This is a genomic window from Paraburkholderia sp. JPY465 (assembly GCF_050436725.1).
GTDB lineage: Bacteria > Pseudomonadota > Gammaproteobacteria > Burkholderiales > Burkholderiaceae > Paraburkholderia > Paraburkholderia youngii.
The window spans coordinates 2,460,395-2,487,365 of record NZ_JBNDMT010000002.1 but is presented as its reverse complement, the minus strand read 5'-3'; the positions used below and the strand labels follow the sequence as shown (position 1 = coordinate 2,487,365).

25 protein-coding genes are annotated in these 26,971 nt (G+C 65.2%); 12 read left to right on the top strand and 13 right to left on the bottom strand.

Annotated elements, in window-relative coordinates:
* Positions 1-136: 136 nt before the first annotated feature.
* Positions 137-1,693 (top strand): ABC1 kinase family protein, encoded by a 1,557-nt coding sequence (locus QFZ94_RS13580; protein ID WP_429457467.1) that lies wholly within the window; start codon positions 137-139, stop codon positions 1,691-1,693.
* Positions 1,694-1,779: 86 nt separating this feature from the next.
* Positions 1,780-2,649, top strand: coding sequence for a DMT family transporter (locus QFZ94_RS13575; protein WP_368586032.1), 870 nt, complete (start codon positions 1,780-1,782; stop codon positions 2,647-2,649).
* A gap of 42 nt (positions 2,650-2,691) precedes the next feature.
* Here QFZ94_RS13575 and QFZ94_RS13570 read toward each other — a convergent pair whose 3' ends face one another.
* Entirely contained in the window at positions 2,692-3,675 is a 984-nt protein-coding gene (locus QFZ94_RS13570; RefSeq protein ID WP_429457464.1) for a L,D-transpeptidase, read from the bottom strand.
* Positions 3,676-4,092: 417 nt separating this feature from the next.
* Between QFZ94_RS13570 and nadE the strand changes: the two genes are divergently transcribed.
* Positions 4,093-4,953: an ammonia-dependent NAD(+) synthetase gene (nadE, locus tag QFZ94_RS13565; RefSeq protein ID WP_429457462.1), complete on the top strand. Its 861-nt coding sequence runs from the start codon at positions 4,093-4,095 to the stop codon at positions 4,951-4,953.
* A 102-nt stretch (positions 4,954-5,055) separates the two neighbouring features.
* Here nadE and QFZ94_RS13560 read toward each other — a convergent pair whose 3' ends face one another.
* The 5 genes from QFZ94_RS13560 to QFZ94_RS13540 form a co-directional block, all read right to left on the bottom strand.
* Positions 5,056-5,331: an RNA-binding protein gene (locus tag QFZ94_RS13560; protein ID WP_368586029.1), complete on the bottom strand. Its 276-nt coding sequence runs from the start codon at positions 5,329-5,331 to the stop codon at positions 5,056-5,058.
* Positions 5,332-5,724: 393 nt separating this feature from the next.
* Complete coding sequence (locus QFZ94_RS13555; RefSeq protein WP_429457460.1) at positions 5,725-6,084, bottom strand: hypothetical protein; 360 nt, start codon at positions 6,082-6,084, stop codon at positions 5,725-5,727.
* A 71-nt stretch (positions 6,085-6,155) separates the two neighbouring features.
* Entirely contained in the window at positions 6,156-6,830 is a 675-nt protein-coding gene (locus QFZ94_RS13550) for a hypothetical protein (protein ID WP_429457458.1), read from the bottom strand.
* A 187-nt stretch (positions 6,831-7,017) separates the two neighbouring features.
* Positions 7,018-8,682 (bottom strand): S10 family peptidase, encoded by a 1,665-nt coding sequence (locus QFZ94_RS13545; protein WP_410852254.1) that lies wholly within the window; start codon positions 8,680-8,682, stop codon positions 7,018-7,020.
* A 79-nt stretch (positions 8,683-8,761) separates the two neighbouring features.
* A complete protein-coding gene (locus tag QFZ94_RS13540) occupies positions 8,762-10,321 on the bottom strand; it encodes a S53 family peptidase (RefSeq protein WP_429457456.1) in 1,560 nt (519 codons plus the stop codon).
* Positions 10,322-10,627: 306 nt separating this feature from the next.
* Here QFZ94_RS13540 and QFZ94_RS13535 point away from each other — a divergent pair, with 306 nt between their 5' ends.
* Positions 10,628-11,140, top strand: a complete 513-nt coding sequence (locus QFZ94_RS13535; protein WP_410852253.1) for a DUF1993 domain-containing protein — start codon at positions 10,628-10,630, stop codon at positions 11,138-11,140.
* Positions 11,141-11,175: 35 nt separating this feature from the next.
* Here QFZ94_RS13535 and QFZ94_RS13530 read toward each other — a convergent pair whose 3' ends face one another.
* A complete protein-coding gene (locus tag QFZ94_RS13530) occupies positions 11,176-11,502 on the bottom strand; it encodes a YnfA family protein (protein WP_368586024.1) in 327 nt (108 codons plus the stop codon).
* 139 nt (positions 11,503-11,641) lie between these two features.
* Between QFZ94_RS13530 and QFZ94_RS13525 the strand changes: the two genes are divergently transcribed.
* On the top strand, positions 11,642-11,815 hold the full coding sequence (locus QFZ94_RS13525) for a DUF1289 domain-containing protein (RefSeq protein ID WP_013091438.1): 174 nt from the start codon (positions 11,642-11,644) through the stop codon (positions 11,813-11,815).
* A 53-nt stretch (positions 11,816-11,868) separates the two neighbouring features.
* Here the strand turns inward: QFZ94_RS13525 and QFZ94_RS13520 are convergent, their stop codons facing one another.
* Positions 11,869-12,549, bottom strand: a complete 681-nt coding sequence (locus tag QFZ94_RS13520; RefSeq protein ID WP_410852252.1) for a LysE family translocator — start codon at positions 12,547-12,549, stop codon at positions 11,869-11,871.
* A 156-nt stretch (positions 12,550-12,705) separates the two neighbouring features.
* Between QFZ94_RS13520 and QFZ94_RS13515 the strand changes: the two genes are divergently transcribed.
* On the top strand, positions 12,706-13,176 hold the full coding sequence (locus QFZ94_RS13515) for an Lrp/AsnC family transcriptional regulator (protein WP_368586022.1): 471 nt from the start codon (positions 12,706-12,708) through the stop codon (positions 13,174-13,176).
* Between the two features lie 86 nt (positions 13,177-13,262).
* A complete protein-coding gene (locus QFZ94_RS13510) occupies positions 13,263-13,496 on the top strand; it encodes a hypothetical protein (protein WP_013091435.1) in 234 nt (77 codons plus the stop codon).
* A 70-nt stretch (positions 13,497-13,566) separates the two neighbouring features.
* On the opposite strand, the gene QFZ94_RS13505 is transcribed toward QFZ94_RS13510, so the two are convergent.
* Together QFZ94_RS13505 and QFZ94_RS13500 are read right to left on the bottom strand one after the other, a co-directional pair.
* Positions 13,567-14,043, bottom strand: a complete 477-nt coding sequence (locus QFZ94_RS13505; RefSeq protein ID WP_429457452.1) for an OsmC family protein — start codon at positions 14,041-14,043, stop codon at positions 13,567-13,569.
* Positions 14,044-14,089: 46 nt separating this feature from the next.
* Positions 14,090-14,461: a hypothetical protein gene (locus tag QFZ94_RS13500; RefSeq protein WP_429457450.1), complete on the bottom strand. Its 372-nt coding sequence runs from the start codon at positions 14,459-14,461 to the stop codon at positions 14,090-14,092.
* Between the two features lie 147 nt (positions 14,462-14,608).
* Between QFZ94_RS13500 and QFZ94_RS13495 the strand changes: the two genes are divergently transcribed.
* The 5 genes from QFZ94_RS13495 (at position 14,609) to QFZ94_RS13475 (ending at position 23,403) form a co-directional block, all read left to right on the top strand.
* Positions 14,609-16,612, top strand: coding sequence for a VTT domain-containing protein (locus tag QFZ94_RS13495; RefSeq protein ID WP_429457448.1), 2,004 nt, complete (start codon positions 14,609-14,611; stop codon positions 16,610-16,612).
* 60 nt (positions 16,613-16,672) lie between these two features.
* Positions 16,673-17,464, top strand: a complete 792-nt coding sequence (locus QFZ94_RS13490) for a phytanoyl-CoA dioxygenase family protein (protein ID WP_429457446.1) — start codon at positions 16,673-16,675, stop codon at positions 17,462-17,464.
* A gap of 524 nt (positions 17,465-17,988) precedes the next feature.
* Positions 17,989-19,251 carry a phospholipase A gene (locus tag QFZ94_RS13485; RefSeq protein WP_429457444.1) on the top strand — a complete coding sequence of 421 codons (1,263 nt, stop codon included), beginning with the start codon at positions 17,989-17,991 and terminating at the stop codon, positions 19,249-19,251.
* A 299-nt stretch (positions 19,252-19,550) separates the two neighbouring features.
* Positions 19,551-20,783, top strand: a complete 1,233-nt coding sequence (locus tag QFZ94_RS13480; protein ID WP_429457442.1) for a hypothetical protein — start codon at positions 19,551-19,553, stop codon at positions 20,781-20,783.
* Between the two features lie 16 nt (positions 20,784-20,799).
* Positions 20,800-23,403 (top strand): ATP-binding response regulator, encoded by a 2,604-nt coding sequence (locus QFZ94_RS13475; RefSeq protein ID WP_429457440.1) that lies wholly within the window; start codon positions 20,800-20,802, stop codon positions 23,401-23,403.
* A gap of 18 nt (positions 23,404-23,421) precedes the next feature.
* On the opposite strand, the gene QFZ94_RS13470 is transcribed toward QFZ94_RS13475, so the two are convergent.
* The 3 genes from QFZ94_RS13470 to QFZ94_RS13460 all read right to left on the bottom strand — a co-directional run bounded on the left by QFZ94_RS13470 (position 23,422) and on the right by QFZ94_RS13460 (position 26,956).
* Complete coding sequence (locus QFZ94_RS13470; protein ID WP_429457438.1) at positions 23,422-24,528, bottom strand: porin; 1,107 nt, start codon at positions 24,526-24,528, stop codon at positions 23,422-23,424.
* A 109-nt stretch (positions 24,529-24,637) separates the two neighbouring features.
* Entirely contained in the window at positions 24,638-25,897 is a 1,260-nt protein-coding gene (locus tag QFZ94_RS13465; protein ID WP_429457436.1) for an MFS transporter, read from the bottom strand.
* 99 nt (positions 25,898-25,996) lie between these two features.
* Positions 25,997-26,956: a PDR/VanB family oxidoreductase gene (locus QFZ94_RS13460; protein ID WP_429457434.1), complete on the bottom strand. Its 960-nt coding sequence runs from the start codon at positions 26,954-26,956 to the stop codon at positions 25,997-25,999.
* Positions 26,957-26,971: the final 15 nt, after the last annotated feature.

Below are 26,971 nucleotides of genomic sequence, written 5' to 3'. Positions count from 1 at the left end.
CCCTGCACGCGAACACGCCCGCCACCGCGCCGACCTGCTAACCTTGACGGCTGGACTCTTCGGCCATGCGGGCAACACCACGCCGCTGCCCGGCCGAGTCCCACGCACAACGCCTCGCCCGTCAACCGAACCGCCGATGCCGCCACTGTTTCGCCGTCTACTGCTGCTGTTCCATGCGCTACGTTACGGCGCGCGCCTGATCTGGCTCGCCGCCCCGCCCGACCACAAGCTGCATTGGATGATCGAGCTGATCGGCCGCGTGCATGCGTCCGAGCGCAGCGGCGCGCAGTTGCATGGCCTGCTGCCGGCGCTCGGTCCGCTCGCGAGCCGCTTCGCGCAGACGCTCGCCACTCGCCCCGAGCTCGCGAGCGGCACGCTGCACGACGCGCTGGACGCCATCGATCACATGGAAGCGCCGCTGTCGCCGGACGACTCCGCGCTGGCCTTGACGCGCGCGTTCAACCGGCCGCTCGGCGAGCTGTTCAGCGCGGTCGACCTCGTGCCGGTGCGCAGCGGCTTCGCCGAGCAGACCCATTTCGCGCGGCTCGCGGTGCCGGTCAAAGGTCACTACGAGGTCGCCGTCAAGCTCGTGCGCGCGCAACAGTTGCAACAGATCGGCGATGAGCTCGCGCTATTGCGCTGGGTCGCGCGCTGGCTCGAAAAGCTGTCGCGCGTCGCGCGCCGGATGAAGTTGCGCGCGCTCGCGCAAACCTTCACCGACGACATCCTGCGCCGCTTCGACCTGCGCGCCGAAGCCGCGAACCTGAGCCAGACCGGCCACCATTTCGACGGCGACAAGCGCATCGTCGTGCCGGACGTGATCTGGGAGCTGTGCACCGATCACACGCTGACGATGCAGCGCGTCAATACGCTGCCCGCGAGCGACCTGCCCGGCCTGCACGCGCACGGCATCAAGCTGGCGCCGCTCGCCGCGCATATCGTCGAGGTGGTCACCGAGCAGGCATTCGAGCATGGCTTCTTCCACGCGACGCTCGATGCGCGCCGCGTGCGCGTCAGCATCGAGCCCGACACGCTCGGGCGCCTCGTGCTCGCCGAGTTCTCGATCATGGCGACGCTGTCGAGCGGCGAGCGCGAGTTCTTCGTGCACGGCGCGACCGCGTTGTTCGACCAGGACTACGCGCGGCTCGCCGACATGCATCGCGAGGCCGGCCACGTGCCGGACGACACGCGCCCCGAGATGCTCGAAGCCGAACTGCGCACGCGCGCCGAAGCGCACTTCGCGGCGGCGCCCGAGGATCGCTCGGCGGGTTCGCTGTTTCATCATCTGCTGCACGGCGTGCAACCGTTCGACGGCCAGGTGTCGGGCCAGCTCGCGACCGCGCAGCGCTCGTTCCAGCAGGCGGAGATGCTCGCGCGAACACTGCATCCGGGCGTCGATACGTGGAACATCGCACGTGGCGTGCTTGCCGATATCGCGCGACGCGATCTCGATCATCGCGGCTGGCTCAAGCGGCTGTCACACGAGCTGCCGCATCTCGCGCATATGCTGCCGCGCGTGCCGCAACTGGCGGTGCGCTATCTGCAGCAGCACGATCGCGCGGGTACGCCGCAGCAGAACGCGCAACTGCTCGCGGATCTCGCGCGCGAATACCGGCGCACGCGTTGGCTGTTGTGGGCGTGCGTGGTCTGCGGCGGCGCGCTCGGAGCGGGGATGACGCTGATCGCGTGGTGACGGTCCCGCGCGCATTGCAGCTTTGAACAAGACGCGCGCCGCGCATGGGGCCAACATGGCGGCTTTTTTAACCTCCTGCCGCCCCGATGCTCGCCACCTTTGTTGCCGCCGTGTTCGTCGTGCTGTGGTCGACCGGTTTCGTGGTCGCCCGCGCGATCACGCCTTACGCCGATCCCAATCTGTTTCTGCTGGCCCGTTTCGGCGGCACCGCGCTGATCTTCGCGCTGGCCGCGCTCGCCGCGCGCTCGGCATGGCCGACCGGACGTAACCTGGGCAAGCACCTGACCGCCGGCGCACTGCTGCAAGGGGTCTATCTCGGCGCCGGCTACTGGGCCGTCGCGCAAGGTCTCAGCGCGGGCGTGATGGCCTTGCTCGGCGCGCTGCAGCCGCTCGCGACGGCCGCCGTCGCCGCGCCGCTGTTCGGCGAGCGCTTGTCGCGGCGCGGCTGGTGCGGCATGGCGGTCGGCCTCGCCGGCGTCGTGCTGGTGCTCGCGCCGAAGCTCGCTGCCGCGACGCCGCCCACGCACGGCAACGCACCGGCGTGGCTGGTCGTGCTGATATCGATCGTCGCGGTGGGGGCGATCACGGCGGGCACGCTGTTCCAGAAGACCTCGCTCGCCAAGGCCGATATTCGCAGCGCAAGCGCGGTGCAGAACGTCGGCGCGGCTGTCGTCGCGGGGGTGCTGGCGCTCGCGCTCGGCGAGCATCGCTGGATCGCGTCGCCGACGCTGTGGGGATCGCTCGCATGGGGCATCGTGATGCTGTCCGGCATCAGCGTCACGTTGCTCGTCTGGATGGTCCGGCGCGGGGATGCTTCGCGCGCGACCGCGCTGCTGTTTCTCGCGCCGCCGCTTGCGGCGCTCGAAGGCTATCTCGGGTTCGGCGAGACGCTGCTGCCCGTGCAAATTGCCGGGTTCGCGGTCGCGCTGGCTGGCGTGTTGTTGGCGAGGTCGTGAGGGGCGCCCCGCGCTGGTATTGCGACAAGGACAAGGCGCCAGTCAGTCCGCCGTATCCGCGTGCGCGGGCATCTTTGCGCGCGCGACCGCGCCGGGGACTGGCGACCACGCTGGCCGGCTCTTGCGCTGCGAATCGACGACGACGATAAAACGCCCCGCCCACGGCATGATCTGCCGATCGCTTTTCAGCACCCACAACGACTGGCCCGAATCAATGAGCTGCTGGTATTCCGCGTCGAGAATCCCGTAGTGATCGAGAAACGTGTTCAGCGACGCGGGAATTCGCACGCAGCCCTTCGAATGGCGAATACCGAGCAGTGGTTCTAGCCGATCGGGGTCGGTCGCGTGCATCTGGAAACGCATCTGCGACATGCCGCCCTTGCCCCAGCCGCGTTCCCCCTGGGCCCAGCCGAGGTCGAAGATACGCATATCGCGCCGGCCATAACCGCGAATGTGGTTTTCGTTCTCTGTGCCCTCGGAGCGGAAATCCATATTGTCGGGCGTATGTTCGAACACGCCGAGCGGCGTAATGAAGTGGTCGTACTCGCCTGGCCGTCCGGTGGATACCGGCGATGCGCCTATCATCTGCCAGTCGTCGGCGGGCACCGCGCGGAAGTAAATCAGGAGCGCCTGCACGTTCGCGTTGCGATCGACGAGCACTACGTACTCGCCCGACACATTGCCAAGCTCGTTCTCGTTGAGCGCCGTCTCCAGACGGTCGGCGTACGCACGCTGCTCCGCGGCGGGCAGTCTGAGCCGGCGCGTCACATCCTGCGCGAAGACGTCGCGCAGCAGAAACGCGCGACGCGGATCGACGATGCCGGCCGCGTCGGGCGCGGCGACGGTGGCGGCGTCGATCGTGCCTAACGGCTGACTCACGCCATTCCACGCTTGCGCCGAAGTGGTCGCATTCACCGTATGCACCGCCGATGTTGCGGATGCGGGCAACTGAGCAGTACCGGTCACCGCTGCATGAACCTGCGCCGCTATCGCGCCGGCACCTGCCGATATGACGATTGCGCACATCCAAGCGCAAATCCTCAGGTGGTTCAATCCAGGCTGGCCACGCCGATCTGGGTATCTCATCGCGTCCTGAAACAAACATGATTATTATTGATTGACACGCCGGATCCCTGTGGCGTTCGGTACGATCGATGTTACTCAGCGAATTGACGCGTGTCGATGAATATACCCTCTAACTTGCGACCTCTTCAAATCGATGGCTATTTCCCCGCAATCGACGCATTAGTGAAATGCAATTAATTCGCAATTAAATCGGTCATCGGAAAATCAGGCCACGAAAGCGAAGGACGATTTCATTTTCGGACGAAAGATCGCCCGAATACGGTGGTAGATCCCGATACTCAAACGGTTTTTCAGCCGGCTTTCAATCTGTTTCACGCCGTTTCAACCGCTTTTTCTCCCGCGAGGACAACAACGATCATGGCTCCATCCGATCCCGCCGCCCGCCAGGCCCGCATCGCGGCCGAAATGCACGTCACCGCTAAATTCGACGCAAGCCGCGAAATCGAGCGCCGGGTCGATTTTCTGGCGAACTATCTGCGCAACAGCCACCTGAGAACTTATGTGCTCGGCATTAGCGGCGGCGTCGATTCGACGACGGCCGGGCGTCTCGCGCAACTCGCGGTCGAGCGTTTACGGGCGAACCATTACGACGCGCGTTTCGTCGCGGTCCGTCTGCCTTACGGCAAACAGCGCGATGAAGCGGATGCGCTGGAGGCATTACGTTTCATTCGCGCCGACGAAAATCTGACTATCGATATCAACCCCCCCGCCGATGCGATGCTCGAGTCGCTCGATAAAAGCGGCGTGTCGTTCAAGGACGAATCACAGCGGGATTTCGTGCACGGCAATATCAAGGCGCGCCAGCGGATGATCGCGCAATACGCGGTGGCGGGTGCGCGCGCCGGTGTCGTGATCGGCACGGACCACGCGGCTGAATCGGTGATGGGCTTCTTTACGAAGTTCGGCGACGGCGGCGCCGACGTGCTGCCGCTCGCCGGGCTCAGCAAGCGCCGCGTGCGCGCGCTCGCACATACGCTCGGCGCGCCCGACTCGTTGGCGCACAAGGTGCCGACCGCCGACCTCGAGATGCTGCGGCCGCTTCGTCCCGACGAAGACGCGTACGGCATCCCGTACGACGCGATCGACGATTTCCTCGAAGGCAAGCCGGTCAGCGATACCGTGCGTGACGTGGTGCTGCAGTTTTACAACGCGACGCGTCACAAGCGGGCGCTGCCGTACACCCCATTCGACTGGCAGGCGTCGCCGGATGGGCAATGATGACGCAGCGCAAGCGGCTCTCAAACGAATAAAGGCGGTGGACCGGCGCGCAACGTTGCGCAGGTCCACCGCCTTCGAAAAGAATCGGCCTTACTGAACCGCCTACGGCGCTCGCTGCTCCGGCGGCGGGTCGTCGCTGAACAGATCGGCGCTCGCTTCGAGCGCTTGGCCGCCCAGATGCTTGCCGTGAATCTGCCGCGCGATCACGTCGCCGACATACGGCACGCTCGCGTCGAGTTCCACCGTCGCGTAGGCGTTGGGCTTGCCGGCGTCCACCACCTCGACGTGTTTCGCGTAGTGGCCGAGTTCGCGCTTCAAAAATTCCCGCACGTCCTGCTCGCTGCACGATTCGGCGATATTGCGCACGGTCAGGTTCATGCGGACTACCCTCGCCGTGCCTGCCGGTCAGCCCGTCGGTCTGAGCTGGCGATACGCACCGGTCGCAGCGCGACACGCTGCTTCGTCTGAGCCGCGGCCAGTGCGCGAAGTGCGACGACGCCGGTCGCGCCGGCCAACCCCATAGCGAGCAATGACAAAAAGAAGGCCATCGTTCCAATCTCCTGTGCAAGTTTCATCCTGTTGTCAGGATAGCCCGCTTCGACAGCGAACACACTGTGACGCAGTGTCGTAGGCAACGGCGAAACAACCCCCGTCAATGCACTGTACCTGAATCAGTCGCGCCGATCCCGGAAAACATCGGCTGCTTCAGCAGCTTGCATGCCCGGCACGCGAGACGCATCGAAGTGAGCAAAGGCGGCCTGATCGCGCCGATCAGTCGGCCGCTTGCACGTTCTCCGCGCTCACCCACCAAGCATTCTTACCGTGCGGCAGTCGGACCAGCACCGCGGAAGGATCGTCGACGCCGTCGTCGGCGATCTGACATACCGGCTGGCCGTCGGGCAGACGCTTCACTTCGCCGGCGGCCTCGAACAGCGCGATTCGCCGCGCATCCAGCGGGCGCAGCTGCCGATATACGTCGAAGCTGAGCGCCGCGGGCACGTCGCCGCGAATCTCGAGCTCATTGGCGCGCGCGCAATGCGCGGGCGCGGCGGCAACCGCAGCAACCGCGGCTGCGCTGCCGCTCAGGCAACCGATCGTCAGCGCAACGGCGGCGAGACGGAAATAGGTCATCGTGTTTCTCCGAAAAAAATGAGAGGGCAGCGAACCGTGGCTCCGCGACGACTGCGCAAGCGCGGACGCGCTCAACGCCCGCGCTCGTGCGCGTCGCCGCGCCGGCTGTCTTCGCTGTCGACGCCGTCGTCGTCGTCAGTCGAGACGTCTAGGCGGCTCACGTCGCACGAGGCCTGGCCGAAACCCGCGTACACCGCCGACCAGTTGCCGACGATCGCCGCTTGCGCCTGCGCGAGACTCAGCTTGCCTTCGCAGACGCAGCGCTTGAGCATCGCCGCCGCGCGAGCCTTGCGGCGCTCGCCCTGCGGGCCGGCCCACGGCAATAGATCGAGATTGGCCGGCGCATCGGGCGAGCCGCCGAGCATGATCGGCACGTGCCGGTCGAGCGCAAACGCGGCGCTGTCATCCACATCGATGCCGCGCGCGGCAAGCATGCGGTCCTTGTGCGCCATCAGTTCGTCGAACGGCGGCGCAACGGTTTCCGCATAGCCGGGGCGACAAATCGTCCGGCCGATCGACTGCTGGGTCACGCGGTCGTCGAGGACGGCGCGCGGTTGCGCGGTGGCTTCTCCGATGCGCAGCGCCAGCAGTGCGCCGACGATAACGAGCAGCGCACGTTGCGTGATGCGCACGCGCGAGCGAAGAACGCTCTTGCGCCCGAGCCGCGGCGCGTTGGCCGGGTCATTGCTGCTGGTGGTGTCGCGGGGAAGACCGCGCCGATGCGTGTCTGCGATGCCTGCGTTCATTCGTGTGCGCGCCGGCGGCGGCACGCGGTAGTTCAACTCGCAAGGCAATTAAAACATATTCAATCTGGATGAGTATAAAAGCCCGACATGGCGGCGCGCCGTTTGCCGGCTCGCGGCAGCCGCCGCGAGCCAGAGCAGACCAGCACGACGCGACGTCGCGATGAGCCGCGACGCCCCACCACCTCCGCTACTTCGCCACCCGCGCCTGCAACGCGCGGATCCGCCCGAGCGCCTGTGCGTTCGACACCGTCTCTTCGTACATCTTTGCGAGGTCGGCTTTCAGCGCGGTGCGCGAACCGCCGTCGAGATACACCATATGCCCCGATGGATAGAACCGCGCCGACAGGTTCTGCCGCACCTGCTGACTGACCAGCGGCATCTGCTGCAGGTCGAGCACGGTCTGATAGAACGGCGTGACGAAATCGAAAAAGCCGTTCGCCGACAGCACCTTCAGGTCGGGATTGAGCGCCATCACGGCCGCAAGATCGCCGGCCGTGTACAGAATGATGTTGCCTTTCGAGTCGACGCCCTTCTGCGCGCCGGTCGGATCGATATGGCTGAAATCCCAGTACTTGAACGCCTGATCGTTGAGGTCGGTGAACGACGAATTCGACGTGTACTTCAACTGCTCGTTCAGATACACGTTCCACATCGTCGTGTAGACGCCGCTGACCGCGGTCATCGTCGGATCGTTGCCGCCGGAGTTCGGGTCGATCTTGCCGGCGATGCCGGTGTCGATCGCGGTCACGCGGCCGTCGTAGGCGCCGAGCGCGAGGCCTTGCGACTTCAGCAAGGTGGTCAGGAACAGCGAATTGCCGCGGCTGTCGTAGCCCGCGATGTCGAGGCTCCACGCGAGCAGTGTCGTTTTGTCGATACCGGTGTATTCGCTGAGTTTTTCGACGGTCGCGGTGTCGGTGGTCGGGAACTTGCGCAGCGCGGCCAGGTAGTCGGTGCGTGCGAACTGCGCGACCTCCTCGGCGAACGTGCCGAGATCGGTCGGCCGCGGCGCGACGCCGAGCTTCTTGTGATACCACGCGTCCGCGGCCGCCGTGGGCAGCGCGCCAACCGGGTTGCCCGACTGCGTGTAATCGAGAATCGACGACTGCAGCGTCACCCCGTTCAGATCGACGCCATCCTCGTGCAGCCGGTACGCGAGCACGCAGCTGCGCGCCGTGCCGTAGGACTCGCCGAACAGATACTTCGGCGAATTCCAGCGGTTGTTCTTGGTCAGAAACCGCTTGATGAACTGCTTGATCGAGTCCGCGTCCTGATCGACGCCCCAGAAGTCGCGATTCTTCTTCGGCGCGATCGCCGCCGAGTAGCCGGTGCCGACCGGGTTGATGAATACGAGGTCGCTTTTGTCGAGCAGGCTGTCCGGATTGTCTTCGAGCGAATATGGCGCCGGCGGCGTGAAGCCCGGCATCGACGTCTTGATGCGGCGCGGCGCGAACGAGCCGAGCAACACGAACACCGACGACGATCCCGGCCCGCCGTTATAGAAGAACGTGACCGGCCGCGTCTCTTCCTTCTGGTTGTCCTGCGTGAACGCGACGTAGAACATCCTCGCCGACGGCTGCGAACTGCTCGGATCGACGATCACCAGGTGGCCCGCCGTTGCCGTGTAGTTGATGTTGTGCCCCCCGATGGTCACCGAATGATGCGTGATCGCGGCCGTCTCGACCGTATCGGTAACCGAATCGTCCGGGCCGTTGCCATAGGCGACCGGGTCGAAGAACGGCTGGTCGCCGGCTTTGTGCGGCGTGCTCGTGGCGGTGGACGCGCCAGCCGAGGCCGTGGCATGCGTGTTGTGCGGCGAATGCTGGCTACCGGAAGCTGATTCTGTATTCGTCATGATCGCTCCAAGGGTTCGTTTTATTGCCGTGCGTCCTCGTTCTTACGTCTTGTTGTTGTGTTATGCGCTGTGTTGCAGACTATAGTGCGCCCGCCACCTTCCCGCCATTGGGGCTGCCCAGGCCCGTGCAGGCGTCCCACCCCTTCGACGCCGCAAAACTGCCGTTGTTGCCCTGGGTGATGTCGTTGCAGACGCCCGCCGCCTTGTACAGTTTCGCGTTGACGAAGCCGACCGGCTGTCCCTTCGCCGCGTTGATGCGCGCGATCAGCGCCGCCCACAGCGGCGCGACCGCGCTGGTGCCCCCCACCACCGTTTGCGTTCCGTCGACCAGCACGTCGTAGCCGGTCAAGGGCGAGGCATCGCCCGCGACGTCCGGCACGCCGCGCCCGCTGAGCGGCTGGCTGCCGCCGCCCGTCATCGTGGCCGACAAACCCTGCTGCCACGCCGGCAACTCAAACGCGGCGCTGACGCCGCCGCCGCTCGCACCGCCCTGTGCACCGTCGTTCCACACGACCTCACGCGTGATCGCCGAACCGGACGCGCTCAGGTGCGTGCCGCCGCAGGCGAGCACGTATGGGCTCGATGCCGGGAAGTCGACCTGGTCGCCGCCGCCCGAGCCGTCGCTCGACCCGCTGTCCCCGGAAGCCGCACAGATTGTCACGCCGAGCGCCGCCGCCGATTGCAGCACGCTGTTAAGCGCATTCATCGACTGGCTGGTCCACACCGACTCCGGCGCGCCCCAGCTGATCGAAATGACCGACGGCTTGTGGGTCGTGTCGTGCACCGCGCGGCTCACCGCGTCGATGAAGCCGGCGTCGCTGTTCGGCGTGAAGTACACGGCGATGGTTGCGCGCGGCACGATCGCACCGACGATCTCGATGTCGAGCGTGACCTCGCCGTCCGGCCCGTTCGGGTCGCCGCTCGGTTTGTTGCCGGCCTGATCGACGCTGACCGCGGTCACGGTCGGCTCGCTGACGCCGAGGCTCGAGAAATAGGTCTTCAGGTCCGACGTGTTGTAGCCGCCGCCGAGCTCGATGATGCCGACGCACTGGCCGCCGCCGTCGCCTTGCGGAAACTGGTAGAGCGACGCCAGCTGCGGCGGCGTGAACGACTCCTGCTGCGCGCGCGCCGCCACGAACGGCGGCCGGATACGAAAGTGCGGTCGCGCCTGCGGCCGGTTGTCGAGCCCGAGCACCGCCTCGACGACGCCACGCAGGTCGTCCGGCACGCTGATGGTGCCGGTGCGGCCACGGAACTGGCCAGCCGAGTGGTGCTGGTAGCGTTCGAGCTTCACCTCGAACGCGCTCTGGAATTGCGCGATCGTGCCGCTCAGCACCACCGAGCGCGCCGCCGGGTCCTCGCGCACGACGGTGAGCCCATGCGCGGCAGCGAACGCGCGGACTTTCGCGATGTCATCGGGCGCGGCGCCGTAGTCCTGGGCAAGCGCCTCGCGCGACAGCGGCTTCACGCTCGCGTCGCCGGCCTGGATGCGTTTCATCAACGCGTCGAACTGCGCCTGCTGCTGGCGGCGCAGCATCACGAAAACCTCGATCCGCTCGGCGGGATCGCATTGCCCGATGACCGTGGTGCCCTGCGCGACCTTACGCTCGCTGCCCGGCAATGGATGCTTGCTGACCATGGTGTCGACTCTCCTGTTAGCGTGGCTTCGCACACGGTCATGCACGACCGCGCGGCCCGGCGGGGGCAAGCACGCCACGCGCCTGCACGAAGCGCATCGTTTGCGCGATACGCGGCAGGGGTTGTTCAAGAACTTCGTCCAAGCGTCCGACCCAGGTATTCGAACACAGTTCCGACGCGCGCGGCAGTCGTCCGGATGGCTAATGCGCGGCGCGGATGCGACACGCTATGATGCTGGAGCGGCATTCCCGCCGTTTCATTGCCGCGCGCGCCGCCTGCGCGCACGATCGAGAAATCAGAGGAACCCATGTCAATTTCGATGTATCAAGCATCACTGCCAGTGCTGATTCGCGGCCTCACCAACCTGCAGGCCATCCTCGGCAAGGCCGAGGCGCATGCCGCCGCGAAGCAGATCGAACCGTCGGTGTTCACTAATGCCCGGCTCGCGCCGGACATGCTGCCGCTCGTGCGCCAGGTGTATATCGCGAGCGATACCGCGAAGGGCTGCGCAGCGCGCCTCGCCGGCGTCGAGCCGCCGAAGTTCGAGGACGTCGAGCAGACTTTCGATGAACTGCGGGCCCGTATCCAGAAGACGATCGATTACCTGAAGGAATTCAACGCGGCGCAGATCGACGGCTCGGAGAGCCGCACCATCACGCTGAAATTGCGGCCGGGGCCGATCGAGTTCACGGGAGCGTCGTATCTGTTCGGTTTCGTGCTGCCGAACTTCTTTTTCCACGTGACGACCGCGTACGACATCCTGCGTCATAACGGGGTCGAGCTCGGTAAGCTCGATTATCTGGGCGGGATGCAGCAGTAAAGGGAGCGGGTGGGTCGTCGATCGCGGCGCCCCGCTCACACGTGCAGGCGCGGCTGGAATGCGATCACCGCCATGCCGGCCAGCGTCAGCGCGGCGCCTGCCGTGTCCCATAGCGTGGGCCGCACCTCGTCCACGACCCACAGCCACGCAATCGCCACCGCCACGTACACGCCGCCATAGGCCGCATACACGCGGCCCGCGGCGGTGCCATGCAGCGTCAGCAGCCAGGCGAACAGCGCGAGGCTTGCCGCGCCGGGCAGCAACAGCCACGCCGAGCCGCCCTCCTTTAGCCAACGCCAGGGCAGGTAACAGCCGAGGATCTCGGCAATAGCGGTCACGACATACAGCAGGAAAGTTTTCATCGACGAACGTGAGAAGGTGATTGTGTCGCCGCGCGTGCGCGCGGCGGCTGCGCTATCGGCTTTATTAACACAATCACTTGGCATCGTGCGCGCTGCACGTGCGACAGTCGCGCCACTTCAACTCGAACGGCCACCGGTCATGAGCATCGCATCACCCTGTGTCGATATCTGCAAGTTCGACGACAAAACCGGCCTTTGCATCGGCTGTATGCGCACGCGCGACGAATGCAAAAGCTGGAAAAAAATGAAGGACAAGCATCGCAAGAAAATTATCGAGGACCGGCCGCGGCGCGAGCGCAAGCTGAAGAAGTGAGCGGCGGACATCGCCGCTCGGCCGCTCACGCAATCTGACGCCAGCCTCGAGGGTCAATCCAGCGAAAGCCGCAGCGCGAAGCCGATCAACGCAGCCGAAAACGTCCAACGTTGCAGCGTTTGCGCCAGAGGATGGGCGCGCATCCAGTTGGCGATGCGCGCGGCGCCGATCGCATACAACGCGTCGAAGCATGCGCCGATCGCGAGCAGCACGACACCGAGCTCGATCATCTGCCACGCCACCGGCCCCGCTTCCGGCCGCACGAATTGCGGCAACAGCACCGAGCAGAACAGCAGCGCCTTCGGGTTCAGCAGATTGGTCAGCAGACCTTTGACGAACGCGGTCCGCAACGGCCGCGCCCCTCTATCCGCATCGTTCGAAGGAGTGGATTCCACTCGCGACGCGCCGGCCGCTTGTTTGTCACGTGCACCGGCGGGCAGTGCGAACCCGGGCGAGCGGAAAATCTGAATCCCGATCCACGCGAGATAGACCGCGCCGGCATAACGCACCGCGTCGTACAGCCACGGCGCGTTGCGCAGCAGCGCCGCCATGCCGCACGCCGACAGCGTCACGTGCGTCGCGCGCGACACGCCGAGCCCCGCGGCGGCAGCGAAGCCGCTGCGCACGCCGCGCGCGATGCTGGTTTGCAGGATCAGCGCCATGTCCGGCCCGGGCACCGCATAAACGACGATCAATGCCGCCACGTAGACGGCCAGCAGGTGAGCGGAAATCATCGGAGCCTCCTTGTTGTTCGAGGCTCCATCTTGCTATCGGAGACGGAGGGTTTGCTGGCGATTTTCGGCCAAGACTAATCCAAAAATAGCGGAATGCGCTAATATTTTCCTACGCAATGGCGCCTTCCACCAACCACCAGAAACCAGCTCCCCACCATGTCCGCCGACGATCTCGACAAAACCGACCGCGCGATTCTCGCCGCGCTGCAAAACGACGGCCGCATGTCGGTTGCGCGTCTCGCCGACATGGTCGGCCTCAGCGAGACGCCGTGCGCGCGCCGTCTGAAACGTCTGGAGAACGATGGTTACATCGACCGTTACCGCGCAGTGCTGTCGCGCGCTGGGCTCGGTCTGGGCGTGGTCGCCTTCGTGCTGGTGCGCTTCGCGGTGCACGACCGCGTGGTGGCGACGCGCTTCGAGCGCGAGGTGCAGGCGATCCCGCGTATCCTGTCGTGCCATAACGTGTCAGGCAGCGCCGACTACATCCTGCAGATCGTCGCGCGCGACCTCGACGACTACGGCACCTTCATGCGCGATGAACTGCGCAGCCTGCCGGGCGTGACGTCGGTGGAATCGGCCTTGTCATTGCGCGAAGTGAAAGCGTTCGGCGGTCTGCCGCTGTCCTGAACGCGAACGTGGCATAGTCACCCCTTTAGTCCCCTTTTGGAGCGGCGCGAGCCGTTCCGACGCAACCCGACGACCCCGGAGTTCTCATGGATCACGACAAGGCGCGAGCCGAAGAAACCGCCGCAATGGAACGCGTGTTGACCGCCACCAAGCGTGTGCAGACGGCGTTCGCGTCGCTGCAATCGCAATTCCCGCCGGCAGGCAGCGGCAAACCCTCGCAATTTGCGTTGCAGACTTTCGACGCCGCGCTGCAGGAACTCGAAGACGCGCAAGCCGCGTTCGACGAACTGCTCGGCGATCTGCTCGACGGCAATCGTTGAGCGCTAGCGAGCGTCTGACCGGCGCCCCACTCTCCAGCCGGCTCGCATGCCAGGCGCCGCCGCCCGCGCCTCAACGTGCATCCGTCTCCACCACCGCTTCACAGAGAATCGGAAAGTTGACCGAGTTCGCGATGTAGCACTTCTGATGCGCGACGTGATGCAGATGCATGGCCTGCTCGACGTCGCCGCCCGCGCGGATCGTCACGCGCGGGCGCAGCACGATCTGCGAAAAGCGGCCTTCGTGAGGGGAATCGAGCATCGTGCCTTCGGCGTCGTCGCGATAGTCGAGCACCACGATGCCCGCGTCCGAGCACAGATGCAGGTACCAAAGCTTGTGACACGCGCTCGCCGACGCGACCAGCAGGTCCTCGGGATTCCAGCGCGTCGCGTCGCCGAGAAACGCCGCGTCCGATGAACCCGGAATGTCGGGCTTGCCGTCGGAAGAAATCACGTGATCGCGGCCGTAGTCGCGGTAGCCGGAGGTGCCGCTGCCGCGGTTGCCGGTCCATTGCACCGATACGTGGTACTTGTGCTCGCCGTGTGCCATTCGCTTCCCCTGTGGTCGGATCGGATCTGCATTCTATACGCCGCCCCTAGCGCGGCGGCGCCGCGCGGCCGGTCACGTTCGGCGCGCGCGGGTCGGGACTCATGTAGAGCGCCGTACCGTTCGCGCGCATGTTGTTGAGCGCGCCGCCCGAGCCGGTCGCGCCACCGGAGCCGAGCCCATACGAGCCACCGGCCGACATGCCGGGCCCCGGCATCGCACTCGGACTGACGCCGGTACCGATGCCCATTGCACCGCCGGCAGCCGCATTGCCGCTGCCCGCGCCGGAGCCCGCACGGGCTCCGGTTTGGCTGCCGCCAGGACTGCCCAATTGCTGAGCCTCGACCGTCCCTGCGCCCCCCGCCGTCAACAGCGTCACGAGCAACGCCGACCACACGATCCCACCTGTTGCTGTCTTCATAGCTCCCCCTAGCGCATCGATCCGCCGAGCCACGATATCTATTCTGAGCCGATCGTCCGACCGCTGCAGAAGCGCCTCCGCCCGCGCCCACCGTTTGCCCGTGCGCGTTATGATCGGTCGTCTCGCCCAAACGGCCGATCGCGCACGATGGAGCACGCCTACAGCCAACTTTTGCATCTGCTCGCCGGCCACTCGACGTGGATGCTCGCGGTCGTGTTCCTCGCCGCTTTTTTCGAATCCATCGCCGTCATCGGCACCTTCGTTCCAGGCAGTACCGCGATGTTCCTCGCCGGCGCGCTGACCGGCACCGGCTCGCTGAGCCTTGCCTGGGTCTTCGTGTGGGCGATCGTCGGCGCGGTCGCCGGCGACGGCGCCAGCTTCTGGCTCGGCGATCGCTACAAGGAGCGTATCGTCACGCTGTGGCCGTTCCGCGCACACCCCGGCGTGCTCGACGCGGGCCAGCGCTTCTTTCTGAAGCATGGCGCGAAGAGCGTCGTGCTCGCCCGCTTCATCGGCCCATTGCGGGCGATCGTGCCGGTCGTCGCGGGCATGATGGGCATGCGGCCGCTGCGCTTCCTCGCGATCAACGTGCTGTCCGCGTTGTTGTGGGCACCCGCGCACATCCTGCCCGGCGTCGTGTTCGGCGCGTCGGTGCTGCTCGCGGGCGCGGTGTCGTTCCGTCTCGTCGTGATCATCGCGATGCTGGTGTGCATCGTGTGGCTCAGCTTTCGCGGCGCGGGATTCCTCGTATCGCACGCGAATGCATGGTCGAGCGCGGCGGGCCGTCATCTCGGCAGCTGGGCATGCCGACATCCGGGGCCGCTCGGCCGCATCGCGCGCCGCATGCTCGACCCCGACACGCCCGATGCGACCCATCTGCTCGTGACGTCGCTGATCGTGCTGGTGGCCGGCGCGCTTTTCTTCGGCGTCCTTGAAGACGTCGTCAGCGGCGATCCGTTGACCACCGTCGATCTGTCCGTCTATCACTTTCTGCAATCGGTGCGCACGCCGTGGGGCGACACGGTACTCGCGGCGCTCGGGACGCTCGGCAGCGGCATCACGCTGCTCGCGCTGGTCGTCACGGTCGCGCTGTGGATGGTATGGGAGAGGCGCTGGCGCACGATCACCTACTGGCTGGCCGCGGTCGTATTTTCGCAGTTGCTGATTCTCGGCCTGCAACTCGCGATGCGCCGCGCCCCGCCCAATGAGTTGATGGCAGGCCACTTCGTGTTTCCGAGCAATCACGTCGCCGCGACGGTGATCGTCTACGGCTTTCTCGCGTTTCTGCTCGCGCGTCGCGTCGACAAGCTCGAAGGCGTGCTGGTTGCCGGTGCGAGCATCATCGTCGTGATCGTGGTCGCGCTTGCGGGCGTGTACTTCGGCCGCTACTGGGTGTCCGACGCGATCGGCGGCGCGGCGCTCGCGTATGTGTGGGTCGCGCTGATCGCGCTTACGGCGATCTGGCGGCATCCGCGGCCGCCGCCGCCGCGCCGTTTCATGCCGCTCGTGGTGCTCGCGGTGGTGGTGCTCAGCGTCGGCCTGCAGCTCGGCGTCGCCATGCCGGCGCCGCCGAACAGCGCGCCGCAACCACCACCGGTGCAGTTCACGCAGGCGCAGTGGGAGCGCTCCGAGTGGCGGCGGCTGCCGTGCTATCGCTCCGACATGGGCGGCGATCGCAAGGAGCCGCTGACGTTGCAATGGGTCTCCGAACCCGCTTCGATCCGCGAGCTACTGCGCGCGCGGGGCTGGGTCGAGGGCACCGACGTGTCCGCGCACAGCCTGCTGTCGCTCGCCTCGCCCGATGTCGCGGCGGCGGCGCTGCCGGTACTGCCGAAGCTGAACAATGGCGTGCCGTCGTCGCTGGTCTTCATGCGGCCTGGCGAATCGCGCGAGGAACGTTACGTGCTTCGCTTCTGGCCGAGCGGTTACGCGGTCGGCAACGGCACTTCCGCGGCGCCGCTGTGGGTCGGCGCGTTCGCGCACGAGCGGCTGAGCCGGCCGTCCTGGCCGCTGAACATTCTGCGCATCGACCGCAATGGAACGCCGATCGACTCGCGCGCCAGGTTGGGCGAAGAGCTCGGCGCGACGGTCCTCGCGCAAGTCGATTGTCACGGCGTGCCGGTGTCGCTGCTCGTCTCGCCGAGGGAATGAGCGTCATATGCAGGCTACTCAGGCAACCCCCGACTCAACGATTCGATAAAGGAGACAACCGTGGGCCGCTTTTCGACCGAACAACTCGACGACTACGCAGCGACCTTCGAACGCGACGGCATGGTCGTTCTGCGCCAGCACTTCCCTAAGGCGACGCTGCTCGCATGGCGCGACGCGTTCGCGCCATTGCTGCAACAGCAGATCGCCGCGCAGGCGACCGCCGTGCGCGGCGAAAGCCGGCACTACGTCACGCTGCCTTTCACGGGGGTATTCGCCGATCAGTCGATCTTCTGTGATCCGGACGTGCTCGGCATCGTCGAGCGCGTGGCCGGCGACGACCCCGTGATGTGCCAACTAGCCACCGACACGCCGTTGAACGGCTCGACGTATCAGGAGATTCATCGCGACACACCCGCGCTGTTCGACGGCGAAGCGGAGACCCCGTCGTTCCAGCTCGCGGTCAGCTTTCCGTTATGTGACGTCACGCTCGAGAACGGCCCCTTCGAAACGACGCTGGGTACGCATCGGATGCGCGCCGAAGACGCGCTGAACGCGTGGCGCGACGGCCGCCTGCCGTTGCATGCGATCACGATGGAACTCGGCGACGTGATGATTCGCGACGTGCGCGCGCTCCATCGCGGCACGCCGAACCGCACCGAGCTGCCGCGTCCGATGGTCGTGATCGGCTATAGCCGCAGCTGGTATTTCCGACCGGAAGTCCGCATCGACGTACCCGACTCCGTCTATCAGCAATTGGCACCACGCGCGAAACGCCTGCTGCGCCATATGCCGCGCGTAGGCGAACTCGACAATGCGTTCGCGCCGGAGCAATACCGGAAATTCGCCTATTGAAGTAAGTATTCATTCGCCGCATTGACCGCGCAACGAATTATCACGAAAGCGAATCGCCAATTGACGCGCAATTACATCGGATTGCGAGTGACACGCGATTTGACATTTAAACCTTCGTTGCGCAAATGCAACGACACGCCCGCATCATCCGCACTTCTGCCGCGCTATTTGCACCCATAGCGCTCCTAATTCATTTTTCCACTCACGCAATCCGAAATAGCGCTGGCAGAATAGGCAAAAAAACAGTTAGCGGGAATCGGCATGCACCGCCGTTCCCGCAACGAGACACGCGGACCCTGATTTTCTACCCAAATTCATGCTTTAACGCTATCGTCTTATTGCGACCTGAACTCGTAGACCACCAGGAGCTCCGTGTGCGGAATCGATCGATACCTCGCGTGAAGAAAGACCGCCAGTCCGCCATACGCAGCAGCCGCTCGCGTGGTTCCCGATTATCGTCAAGTCCGCTTTACGGCTCGCTTTCCCGCTCGTTGTCCAGGCTTCTTCCCCGGTTATCGCTTTGCATGAGCGCGCTGGTGCTCGCCGGCTACTGCGCGTATAGCTTCGCTGGCGTTTCCGTATTGCGTCCGCCGCGCGAAGCGCTATCGAGCAGTCCGCTCGAAGTGACGATCGTCTATGCCGGCGATCTGCCCGGCGGCACCGAAGTAGACGTGCCGGCGCAATTGAACATCGCGATCAGCAATACCGAGTTGATACCGCGCCGGTTGGCGCTCGCGCTCACGCGCGAGAGCGGCGCACCCGAGCACCTGAAGCTCGCCGCCGGCGAACTGAAGGCAGTGCGCTATACCGGCACCTGGCCCGAATGGGCGCGCGGCGCGATGCAGATCGACGTGCCGGATCTCGACGTGTCGCCATCGTACGTGTTGCTGACGCATCCGCCGCGCTCCGGCAAGGAAGCGGCGCTCGCGTCGGCCGGGGGCGCAAATGCAACGACGGGAACGACGGCGGCTGGCACCATGAGCGGCGCACCGTCGTCGTCGAGCCTGATCGCGTCGTCGCCCGCACCGTCGCGGCCGGATGCGCCGGTGCCGCAAATCAACACTTTCCTGAGCCGCTTCTCCGCCTACGAGCCGATGTACTTCGCCGATGGCTGGGGCCAGGATGGCGACAATCTCGCGAAATTCCAGCTGAGCTTCAAGTTCCGCCTCGTCATTCCAGACGACCCGCGCTCGCGTAGATTCGTGGACAACCTGTACTTCGGCTATACACAAACCTCGCTGTGGGCTATCGAGGAGTACTCGTCGCCGTTCCGCGACACGAGTTATTTGCCCGCCCTCTTCTACTACCTCGAAGACACCGGCTGGAAGAGCAAGTGGTGGAGCAGAATGGGCGTGATGGCCGGCTACGAGCACGAATCGAATGGACGCGACGGTCCGGAATCGCGCGGCGTCGACTATGTGTTCCTGAAGCCGATCTGGGATTTCGGCGACATCAACGGCTACCATCTGACCATCGAGCCGAAGATTTATTACTATACGCACATCGCCGGCGAGAACCATGACATCGCCGACTACCGCGGCTACGTGGATCTGCGGTTCATCTACGGCAGCCCCGATGGCGCGCAACTGGACACGACGCTGCGCAAAGGAACGAAAGGCGGCAAAGGCAGCATCGATACGCAGTTCACCTATCCATTGGCGAAGCTGATCAACAGCCGCTGGGGCGGTTACGTATGGCTCGGCTTCTTTAGCGGTTATGGCGAGGACATTCTCGACTACAACCAGCATCGCTGGATTGCGCGAATCGGCTATAGCATCACACGCTAATCCGGAATTCGCCGGAGATGCAAGCAAAGGGCCGCCGAGCGGCCCTTTTGCCATTCGAGGACGGCGCACGACGTGCCGTAATACCTCGAAAGTCCTGCCGTAATTCTTTCAAAAGATTGCCCAGAGCCGATTCCCACCCGGCGGGCAACCCGTCTTAAATCCGCTCGTGAATGCTGTGTGCACGAACAGACGGGCATATCGGTGCGGATTTCTCTAGAGTTGAAGGGTCGCCGGTCCAACCGGCTGGCCACGCCGCGCGCTGACTTTTCCAGCGTCTAATCAAAACCAAGGAAAAACCAATGAAAACCGCTCTCCTTAAAGACCTGTCGACCGTTTCAAACGAGCCAACCGGACTTCTTTTGCATCGGAATAGTGCACCGCTTGCGCTCAAGCACGAAATTCACCCGGAACAGATCCGCGATAGCCTGCCGGCCCGTCAGGGGGGAGTCGGCTTTCTGTTTCACGCGACCGATTGGGAGACCCTTTCATTTTCTTTTCACAACGTTCGCGAACGCAGCGAATCGTTCGAAGAAGAATTGTGGAAGACCAAGCCTTTCATCGCCTCGCCGATCTATTCGGGCTCGCAGGTGATCGGCGCGAATATCGCCTGCCCGGTGCCGCTCGAAATGTGGCTCGGCAGCCCGCGCGGCATCAAGCGCTTTCGCGCGACGCAATTCTTTCCGGCGCTGGAGCTCGCCAGAAAGGCGGGCTTGAACATGGTCGCGATGGGCGCGTCGACGCCGTACGCATGCAACTACGGCGCGCTGCCCCGGCCGGTCAAGCCGCCTCACATCACGACCGGCCACGCGGCGACCGCGGCGATGCTGAAGGACTGGGCGATGCATTGCTGCCAACAGCTCGACCTCGAATTCGGCAACACGAAGCTCGCGCTGTTCGGCGCGGCCGGCCGGCTCGGCACGACGGTCGCGAAGTATCTGCTGTACAAGGACGCGCCGAAGGAACTGGTGCTGATCGATCTGCCGGACAAGATCAACCTGCTGACCGATCAGGCGAACGAGCTGCTCGCGTCGGACCTGCTCGGCAAATCGAAAGTATCGGTGCATACGTTCAGCCCCGACACGCCGCTGCCCGACTTCGACGGCGCAATCCTCGCGAGCAGCACGAGCGTGCCTTACCTGAGCGCCGCCGATCTCAAACGCGCGCAATTCTGGATCGACGATTCGCATCCGCGCGCGGCCAGCGTCGAAGCGGAACTCGCTTCTCGCGGTCATACGCTCTATATTGAATGCTTCGCGCGTGGACCCGCTGAACTCGACACCGCTTTCCCGTTCCGGCTGCCGTCCACCCGCGACTGCTATACCTGCTTTGCCGAAGGCTATTCCGCGTGGCAAGAAGGCATCGCATCCGATTTCATCATCGGTAGCCCGCCCGTATGGTCGGTCTCTTATACTCATGGTCTCCTGAAGAAGTACGGCTTTTCGGTCGGACCGTTTCACGGCAAGAACGGCGATTCGCTCGCCGAAGGCGTCGCAGCACAACAATTCAATACGCATGAAATGATGGGTTCCTGATGAACTCGGAGGCCTGATGGCGAGACCGCGCGAAAGTATGCGGGACATGCTGGAAAGAAGCAGGTTCGCGATTCGATGGGGAGGCGCACTCGGCCTCCTGTGTCACCCCATCTATTACATTGTCTGGACCTACCTCCTTCCGCAGCCTTACGACAACCTGCTGCTGCGACTCAGCGCGGCGGCCGTCTGCGTTCCGCTGCTGTTTCAGGCGCGCTGGCCGAGGCGCTACAACCCCGCGCTGCTGATCTACTGGCATTGCTGCCTGATTTACGTGCTGCCGTTCGTCTGCACGTTCCTGACCGTCAGAAACGGTTTCTCCACGATGTGGATGATGACCGAGGTCATGATGATCTTCATTCTGGCGCTGTGTATCGACAACCCGCTGCTGCTGATAACGTGCATCGGAATCGGCGTGTTTTCCGGCGGCCTTGCCGGCGTGTTGAGTGCGCCGACGCCGGTCGTTCTCAGCGCCGAGGACAAGTCCAACCTCGCGCTGCTGCCGGTGGTCGTGCTGTGCAGCATGGCGTTCAGTCACGCGATCAGCAAGGGACGCATCTTCGTCGAAAAGAACCGCGCGTTGCAGGCGCTCGCGGGTTCCATCGCGCACGAGATGCGCAATCCGCTGAGCCAATTGCGGCACGTGCTCGACCGCGTCGAGGAAGCGTTGCCCTCGGCGAACAGGGCGGGCGCGGCGCCGACGCTCACCGACGGCACGGCCTCGCTGATGTACAACCATCTCGCGCAGGGCCAATTGTCGATCGAGCGCGGCCTGCGCATCATCGCGATGACGCTCGACGAAGTCGCCGCGAAATCGATCCGCCCGGATAGTCTCAGCTACCTGCATGCCGGCGCGACCACGCGCAAGGCGCTCGCCGAATACGGCTTCGACAACGACAAGGAACGCGCGAAGGTGAGCGTCGTCGTCAACCGCGACTTCGTGTTCAAGGTCGACGAGACGGTCTATCTGTTCACGCTGTTCAACCTGATCAAGAACGCGCTGCATCACATCGTCGCGTATCCGCAGGCGACGCTGACATTGACCGTCGATACCGACTCGGTGATCGTGCGCGACACCGGCCCCGGCATCGCGGCGGAGATCCTGCAGCATCTGTTCGAGCCGTTTCGCACGGCCGGCAACTCGGGCGGCACCGGGCTCGGGCTCGCGTACTGCCAGCGCGCGATGCGCGCGTTCGGCGGCAGCATCGACTGCGAATCGGAACTCGGCAAGTTCACCGCATTCACGCTGCGCTTTCCACCGGTGGCGGCCGACGAGGTCGCGGAGCACGAGCGGCGCCTGTTCGAACGCGCGATGCCGGCGTTCAAGGGCAAACGCGTGCTCGTCGTCGACGACGACGCCACGCTGCGCGCCCGCACCCGCCGCGTGCTGACCAAGGCCGGCGCCTATGTCAGCGAGGCGTCGGGCGGCGAGCTTGCGCTCGCCACGTTGCGGCGCGCGCCGCTCTACGACCTCGTGCTGATGGACATCAGCATGCCCGATCTGGACGGCTACGCGACGACCGAGCGCATCCGCGCCGACCGGGACTGCCCGAACCGCAACGTGCTGATCGCCGCCTATACCGCCGAACCGGGCAACGCGGTGCGGCTGCGTGCGCGGCGCGCCGGGATGGACGAGATCATCGGCAAGACGTCGAGTGTGCAGGAGCTGATCACCGCGGTGCAGGCCCTGTTCGACAACGGCGTGCGGCATCAGCCGGGCGAGCTGCCCGACAGCTTCGCCGGCAGAACCTTCGTGATCGCCGACGACGACACCTACAGCCGGCTGGTCGCGAAGGCTTATCTGGAGCGCTGCGGCGCGAGCGTCGTCGAGGCCGACCACGGTCAGGCGGTGCTGACCAACCTGCACGAAGACGGCTTCATCGACGCGATCCTGATGGACGTGAACATGCCGGGCATGAACGGCATCGAGACGACGAAATCGATTCGCGCGCGCACCGATGCCTACGCGACGCTGCCTATCATCGCGCTGACCAGTCACACCGATGCCGAAGCGGCGCAGGCTTGCCTTGCCGCCGGGATGAACGAGGTGTTGATCAAGCCGGTGCAGGCCGGCTCGCTGTACGCATGTCTCGCGCGGCAGTTCGGCACACGCAGCGCGCCGATTGCGGACTCTCCATCTTCACAACGGATCATGCAAACCGCGGGCGAAAGCGCGCAAACGGATTTTGCCGCGACGCCGGTGGCATTGGCCCCAACTGGGAGCGCGCACGCGGCCGCCCCCATCGCCGAAGAAAGCCTGCTCGATGAGCCGCACCTCGAAGAACTGGTCTCGCTCGATCTGCTCGACGAATCGTTCCTGAACGGCATCGAACAGATCCGCTCGCTCGTCGCGCGGCTCGCGGCAAACAGCGCGGCTGTCGATATCAAGGCGACACACGCGAGCTTGCATGCGCTGCTTGGCGTCAGCGGCAACATCGGCGCGAAGGCACTGCATCGCTATGCGCGGCAGATCTATCCACGCGTGATCGGCGGTGAGTGGCCAGTGGAAACCGACTGGCTCGTGCAGATCCGCACGCTGGGCGCGCGCTCGACCGACGCGTTGCAGCGATATTACGCGTCGGCGAAAGGCCGGCGCGATCATCGCGATGCGCTGAGCGATTGAGCGCGCGCGCCGCCGCCGTCAGAACTTGTGCAGCACGCCGATCGCAACCGCCAGCTGGTTCGCGCCGGTCTTCACGGTCGTCGTCGCGACCGAAGTCGCCCATCCCGTCGCACTCAGCGCGGCCTTCGAGCTGTTGATCACATAGGTGATGTCGGTGTACAGCGCGGTGCGCTTCGATAGCCAGTAGTCCGCGTTGACACCGGTGCTCAAAGCGTGCGCGTCGACGTGGCGATACGCATGGTAGTAAGTCGCGGCTGCGAGGTCCAGCGCCGGCGTCGCCTTGTAGCGCACGCCCGCGAACGCCATCGACTGTGGCGGCGAGGCGGTGAGCGTCGACGGGACATCGTTCAGCAGCAATTCGTAGCCGCCGTACAGCGTCGCCTTGCCGATCGCATACGAACCGCCGGCCACGTAGCGCCGCTCGCTGTCGCCCGATGTCGCGATCACCGAGCCTTGGCGCTGCTCGTACACGAACGTGAGATTGAGCGGCCCCTGCACGTAGCGTCCACCGATGTCGTACTGCTTGCCGACGCGGAACGAGCCCGCCACCGGCACGTTGGAGCTGACTGCGTCATAGCCGAAGCTGTAGAGCGCGTTCAGCTCGAACGGTCCCACATGGCCGAGATACGACACCGCGTTGTCCGCCCGACCGACGAACTGCGCGTCCTGCGCGGACAGGCCGTAACTCGAATAACCGAGCGGATCGAGAGCGAGGAAGTAGCGGTACATCGGCGTCATCTGCCGGCCGAGCATCATCGCGCCGTAGCGATCCGATTCGAGTCCGACGAACGCCTGCCGGCCGAACAGCCGGCCGCCTTGCTGCAGCGCGCCGGTGTTCATCGCCATGCCCGATTCGAGCGTGAAAATCGCCCGCAGTCCGTTGCCGAGATCTTCCTTGCCGGTGAAACCCCAACGCGAATTCTGCCGGTTGCCGGTGCCGAGCGCGACCTGGGTGCCCGACGATCCCTGCGGCGTGACGGCGTGAGTCACGTAGGTCACCCCCGAGTCGACGATGCCGTACAGCGTGACCGACGACTGCGCATGCGCCGCGCCGCTGATGCCGATACCAATACCACATGCAAAAAGGACCTTCGACGGCCTGGCGAGAGGCTTGTGCGTCACCATGTGTCTCCTGCTGGAAATTGAGTTGTTTTGTGCTGCGAAAGCGTGATCGTTCGATCTCTGTGGTCGCGGTAGCCGGCGCGTGGCCGCGGCGGCTACCGGAGAGAGTCGGTCATTCGCGTGCGATGTGCGGATTGACGAAGCACATTGCGACGACCGCGATGGCGGGTCCGACCGCGAGCGTGATGAGCGCGAGCATGAACGAATGACTCGCGCCATACAGCGAGCCGACCACCATCGGCGACACCGCGCTGCCGGACTGCCAGATCGCATTGGTCCAGCCGGCGCTCGCGCCGGCGAGGCGCTTGCCGGATGCGTCGCTGACCTGTGCCATCAGCACCGGCAGATAGCCGAACGAGAACGCCCCGAGGATCGGCGCGACCAGATAGAACTGATGCGCGGTCGAGCAGTAGCCGAACACCAGCAGCGCGATCGTGAACGCGATCAGGCAGCCGATCGACATCATCCGCCGCGACACGCCGGGCAGATCGGAGATCCAGCCGAGCGTCGGCTTCGCGATCACCGCGCCGATGCCGAACGAGGCGACGATCGATCCGGCGACGATCGGCGCAATGCCGTATTGCCGCGTCATCAGCGCGTTGCTCCATGCGGCGAAGCCGACGGTCGCCCACAAGCCGCCGCAGCCCGCGATGGACAGCGCGATCAGGTTCCGGTTGCGCAACAGGCCGAGCATGTCCTGCAGGCTGTTGCGCGCGGGCTTCGCTTCGTTCGACGGCCGGTTCTTCAGCAGCAGCAACGTGACGACGCCCCACGCGAACGTGACGATGCCGAGCATATGGAATGCGTTCGACCAGCCGTGCCGCGCTGAGAACGACGGCACGACCGCGTTCGCGATCACGACGGCGAGCGACGTCGCGGTCGTGTAGAGGCCCATTGCGCGGCCCCGGTCGCGCGTGAACCATGCGGGAATGATCTTCATGCCGGCCGAATAGTCGGCGCCCGCCGCGAAACCCATTGCCGCCTGAATCACGATGCCGAAGGCGAGCGAATGCGTATAGCCGAAGGTGAACGTGAGCACGCCAAGGGGCAGCAGCGCGAGCGTGAGCATCGCGCGACCGCCTAGCAGATCGGTCAGCATGCCGCCGACCACGTTCGCAAGCACATAGCCCGCGTAGAACGCGGTCACGAACGCACCGAGCATCGACACGCTGATGCCGAGCGACGCGCCGACCGGCGCGGCCACCGTACTCCACGCAACGCGGACCACATAGCTGAGCAGAAACGCGGCCCAGACGATGAACAGCGCGACCCAGCGATACGGGTTCGTGTCGGCGCTACTCGCCTCCCGTGCGGCGTTCGTGGCCCAGACGCTCGCGGACATGCCCTCCGACGACGCCAGATTCTTCTCCATGACTCCTCCAATGCCGAGCGTGCCAGCGGCCGCCCGTTTTCTTTCTTTCTGATGGATAAGGCGCCGGCCGCCTGCTGTGACCGGCGCCGGGGATTGCCGTTACAGATCGAGCACCAGCACCCTCGACTTCGCACGTGAACAGCACGGCAGGAACTGATCGTTGCGGGCCTGCTCCTCAGGCGACAGGTACAGATCCCGGTGGTCGGGTTCGCCTTCGAGCACCCGCGTAATGCAGGTGCCGCAAATGCCCTGCTCGCACGACACCGGCACGTCGACGCCCGCCGCCGTGAGCGCCTGCGTGACCGTGCAATCGGCCGCGATCGACACGACGCGGCCCGAGCGCGCGAGCCGCACGTCGAACGAGCCGCCGTCGCCGGCAGGCTGCGCCGCCGCGAAGTATTCGTAATGCAGACGATCGTCGCTCCAGCCGAGCGAGCGCGCCGTGTCGAGCACCGCGTTCATGAAGCCCTGCGGACCGCACACGTACAGATGCCGGTCCGCGCCAACTGTCAGCAGTGCGTTCAGATCGAGCATGCCGTGCTCGTCGTCGAAGTGGTATTGCACGTTGTCGACCCACGACGACGCGGCGATTCGCTCGACGAACGCTGCCCGGCTCTTCGAGCGCGCGCAGTAATGCATGTCGAACGCCGCGCCCATCGCTGCCAGCTGCTCCGCCATGCAGAGAATCGGCGTGACGCCAATGCCGCCCGCGAGCAATAGCGGCTTCGCGTCGTGCCGGGCGAGCGGGAAATGATTGCGCGGCACGCCGATGCGGATCGCGTCGCCTTGGTTCACCGCGTCGTGCATGCGCAGCGAGCCGCCGCGCGAATCGGCGTCGCGCAACACCGCGATCTGATACCGGTGACGCTCGTGAGGCGCGTTGCACAGCGAGTACTGCCGCACCGGCCCACCCGGCACGTAGACGTCGATGTGCGCGCCCGCCTCGAACGGCGGCAGCTCGCGTCCGTTGACATCGACGAACTCGAAGCCGGCGATCCCGTCGGCTTCGTCGCGCCGTGCGGCAACCCGCACCATCAGCGTGGAATCGGTCATGTTCATGCCACCTCTCCTCCG

What these genes read in the sequence shown, in the direction of transcription:
- QFZ94_RS13580 (WP_429457467.1), top strand. Translation starts at nt 137, where the DNA reads ATGCCGCCACTGTTTCGCCGTCTACTGCTGCTGTTCCATGCGCTACGT.
- QFZ94_RS13575 (WP_368586032.1), top strand. Translation starts at nt 1,780, where the DNA reads ATGCTCGCCACCTTTGTTGCCGCCGTGTTCGTCGTGCTGTGGTCGACC.
- QFZ94_RS13570 (WP_429457464.1), bottom strand. Translation starts at nt 3,675, where the DNA reads ATGTGCGCAATCGTCATATCGGCAGGTGCCGGCGCGATAGCGGCGCAG.
- nadE (WP_429457462.1), top strand. Translation starts at nt 4,093, where the DNA reads ATGGCTCCATCCGATCCCGCCGCCCGCCAGGCCCGCATCGCGGCCGAA.
- QFZ94_RS13560 (WP_368586029.1), bottom strand. Translation starts at nt 5,331, where the DNA reads ATGAACCTGACCGTGCGCAATATCGCCGAATCGTGCAGCGAGCAGGAC.
- QFZ94_RS13555 (WP_429457460.1), bottom strand. Translation starts at nt 6,084, where the DNA reads ATGACCTATTTCCGTCTCGCCGCCGTTGCGCTGACGATCGGTTGCCTG.
- QFZ94_RS13550 (WP_429457458.1), bottom strand. Translation starts at nt 6,830, where the DNA reads ATGAACGCAGGCATCGCAGACACGCATCGGCGCGGTCTTCCCCGCGAC.
- QFZ94_RS13545 (WP_410852254.1), bottom strand. Translation starts at nt 8,682, where the DNA reads ATGACGAATACAGAATCAGCTTCCGGTAGCCAGCATTCGCCGCACAAC.
- QFZ94_RS13540 (WP_429457456.1), bottom strand. Translation starts at nt 10,321, where the DNA reads ATGGTCAGCAAGCATCCATTGCCGGGCAGCGAGCGTAAGGTCGCGCAG.
- QFZ94_RS13535 (WP_410852253.1), top strand. Translation starts at nt 10,628, where the DNA reads ATGTCAATTTCGATGTATCAAGCATCACTGCCAGTGCTGATTCGCGGC.
- QFZ94_RS13530 (WP_368586024.1), bottom strand. Translation starts at nt 11,502, where the DNA reads ATGAAAACTTTCCTGCTGTATGTCGTGACCGCTATTGCCGAGATCCTC.
- QFZ94_RS13525 (WP_013091438.1), top strand. Translation starts at nt 11,642, where the DNA reads ATGAGCATCGCATCACCCTGTGTCGATATCTGCAAGTTCGACGACAAA.
- QFZ94_RS13520 (WP_410852252.1), bottom strand. Translation starts at nt 12,549, where the DNA reads ATGATTTCCGCTCACCTGCTGGCCGTCTACGTGGCGGCATTGATCGTC.
- QFZ94_RS13515 (WP_368586022.1), top strand. Translation starts at nt 12,706, where the DNA reads ATGTCCGCCGACGATCTCGACAAAACCGACCGCGCGATTCTCGCCGCG.
- QFZ94_RS13510 (WP_013091435.1), top strand. Translation starts at nt 13,263, where the DNA reads ATGGATCACGACAAGGCGCGAGCCGAAGAAACCGCCGCAATGGAACGC.
- QFZ94_RS13505 (WP_429457452.1), bottom strand. Translation starts at nt 14,043, where the DNA reads ATGGCACACGGCGAGCACAAGTACCACGTATCGGTGCAATGGACCGGC.
- QFZ94_RS13500 (WP_429457450.1), bottom strand. Translation starts at nt 14,461, where the DNA reads ATGAAGACAGCAACAGGTGGGATCGTGTGGTCGGCGTTGCTCGTGACG.
- QFZ94_RS13495 (WP_429457448.1), top strand. Translation starts at nt 14,609, where the DNA reads ATGGAGCACGCCTACAGCCAACTTTTGCATCTGCTCGCCGGCCACTCG.
- QFZ94_RS13485 (WP_429457444.1), top strand. Translation starts at nt 17,989, where the DNA reads ATGAGCGCGCTGGTGCTCGCCGGCTACTGCGCGTATAGCTTCGCTGGC.
- QFZ94_RS13480 (WP_429457442.1), top strand. Translation starts at nt 19,551, where the DNA reads ATGAAAACCGCTCTCCTTAAAGACCTGTCGACCGTTTCAAACGAGCCA.
- QFZ94_RS13475 (WP_429457440.1), top strand. Translation starts at nt 20,800, where the DNA reads ATGGCGAGACCGCGCGAAAGTATGCGGGACATGCTGGAAAGAAGCAGG.
- QFZ94_RS13470 (WP_429457438.1), bottom strand. Translation starts at nt 24,528, where the DNA reads ATGGTGACGCACAAGCCTCTCGCCAGGCCGTCGAAGGTCCTTTTTGCA.
- QFZ94_RS13465 (WP_429457436.1), bottom strand. Translation starts at nt 25,897, where the DNA reads ATGGAGAAGAATCTGGCGTCGTCGGAGGGCATGTCCGCGAGCGTCTGG.
- QFZ94_RS13460 (WP_429457434.1), bottom strand. Translation starts at nt 26,956, where the DNA reads ATGAACATGACCGATTCCACGCTGATGGTGCGGGTTGCCGCACGGCGC.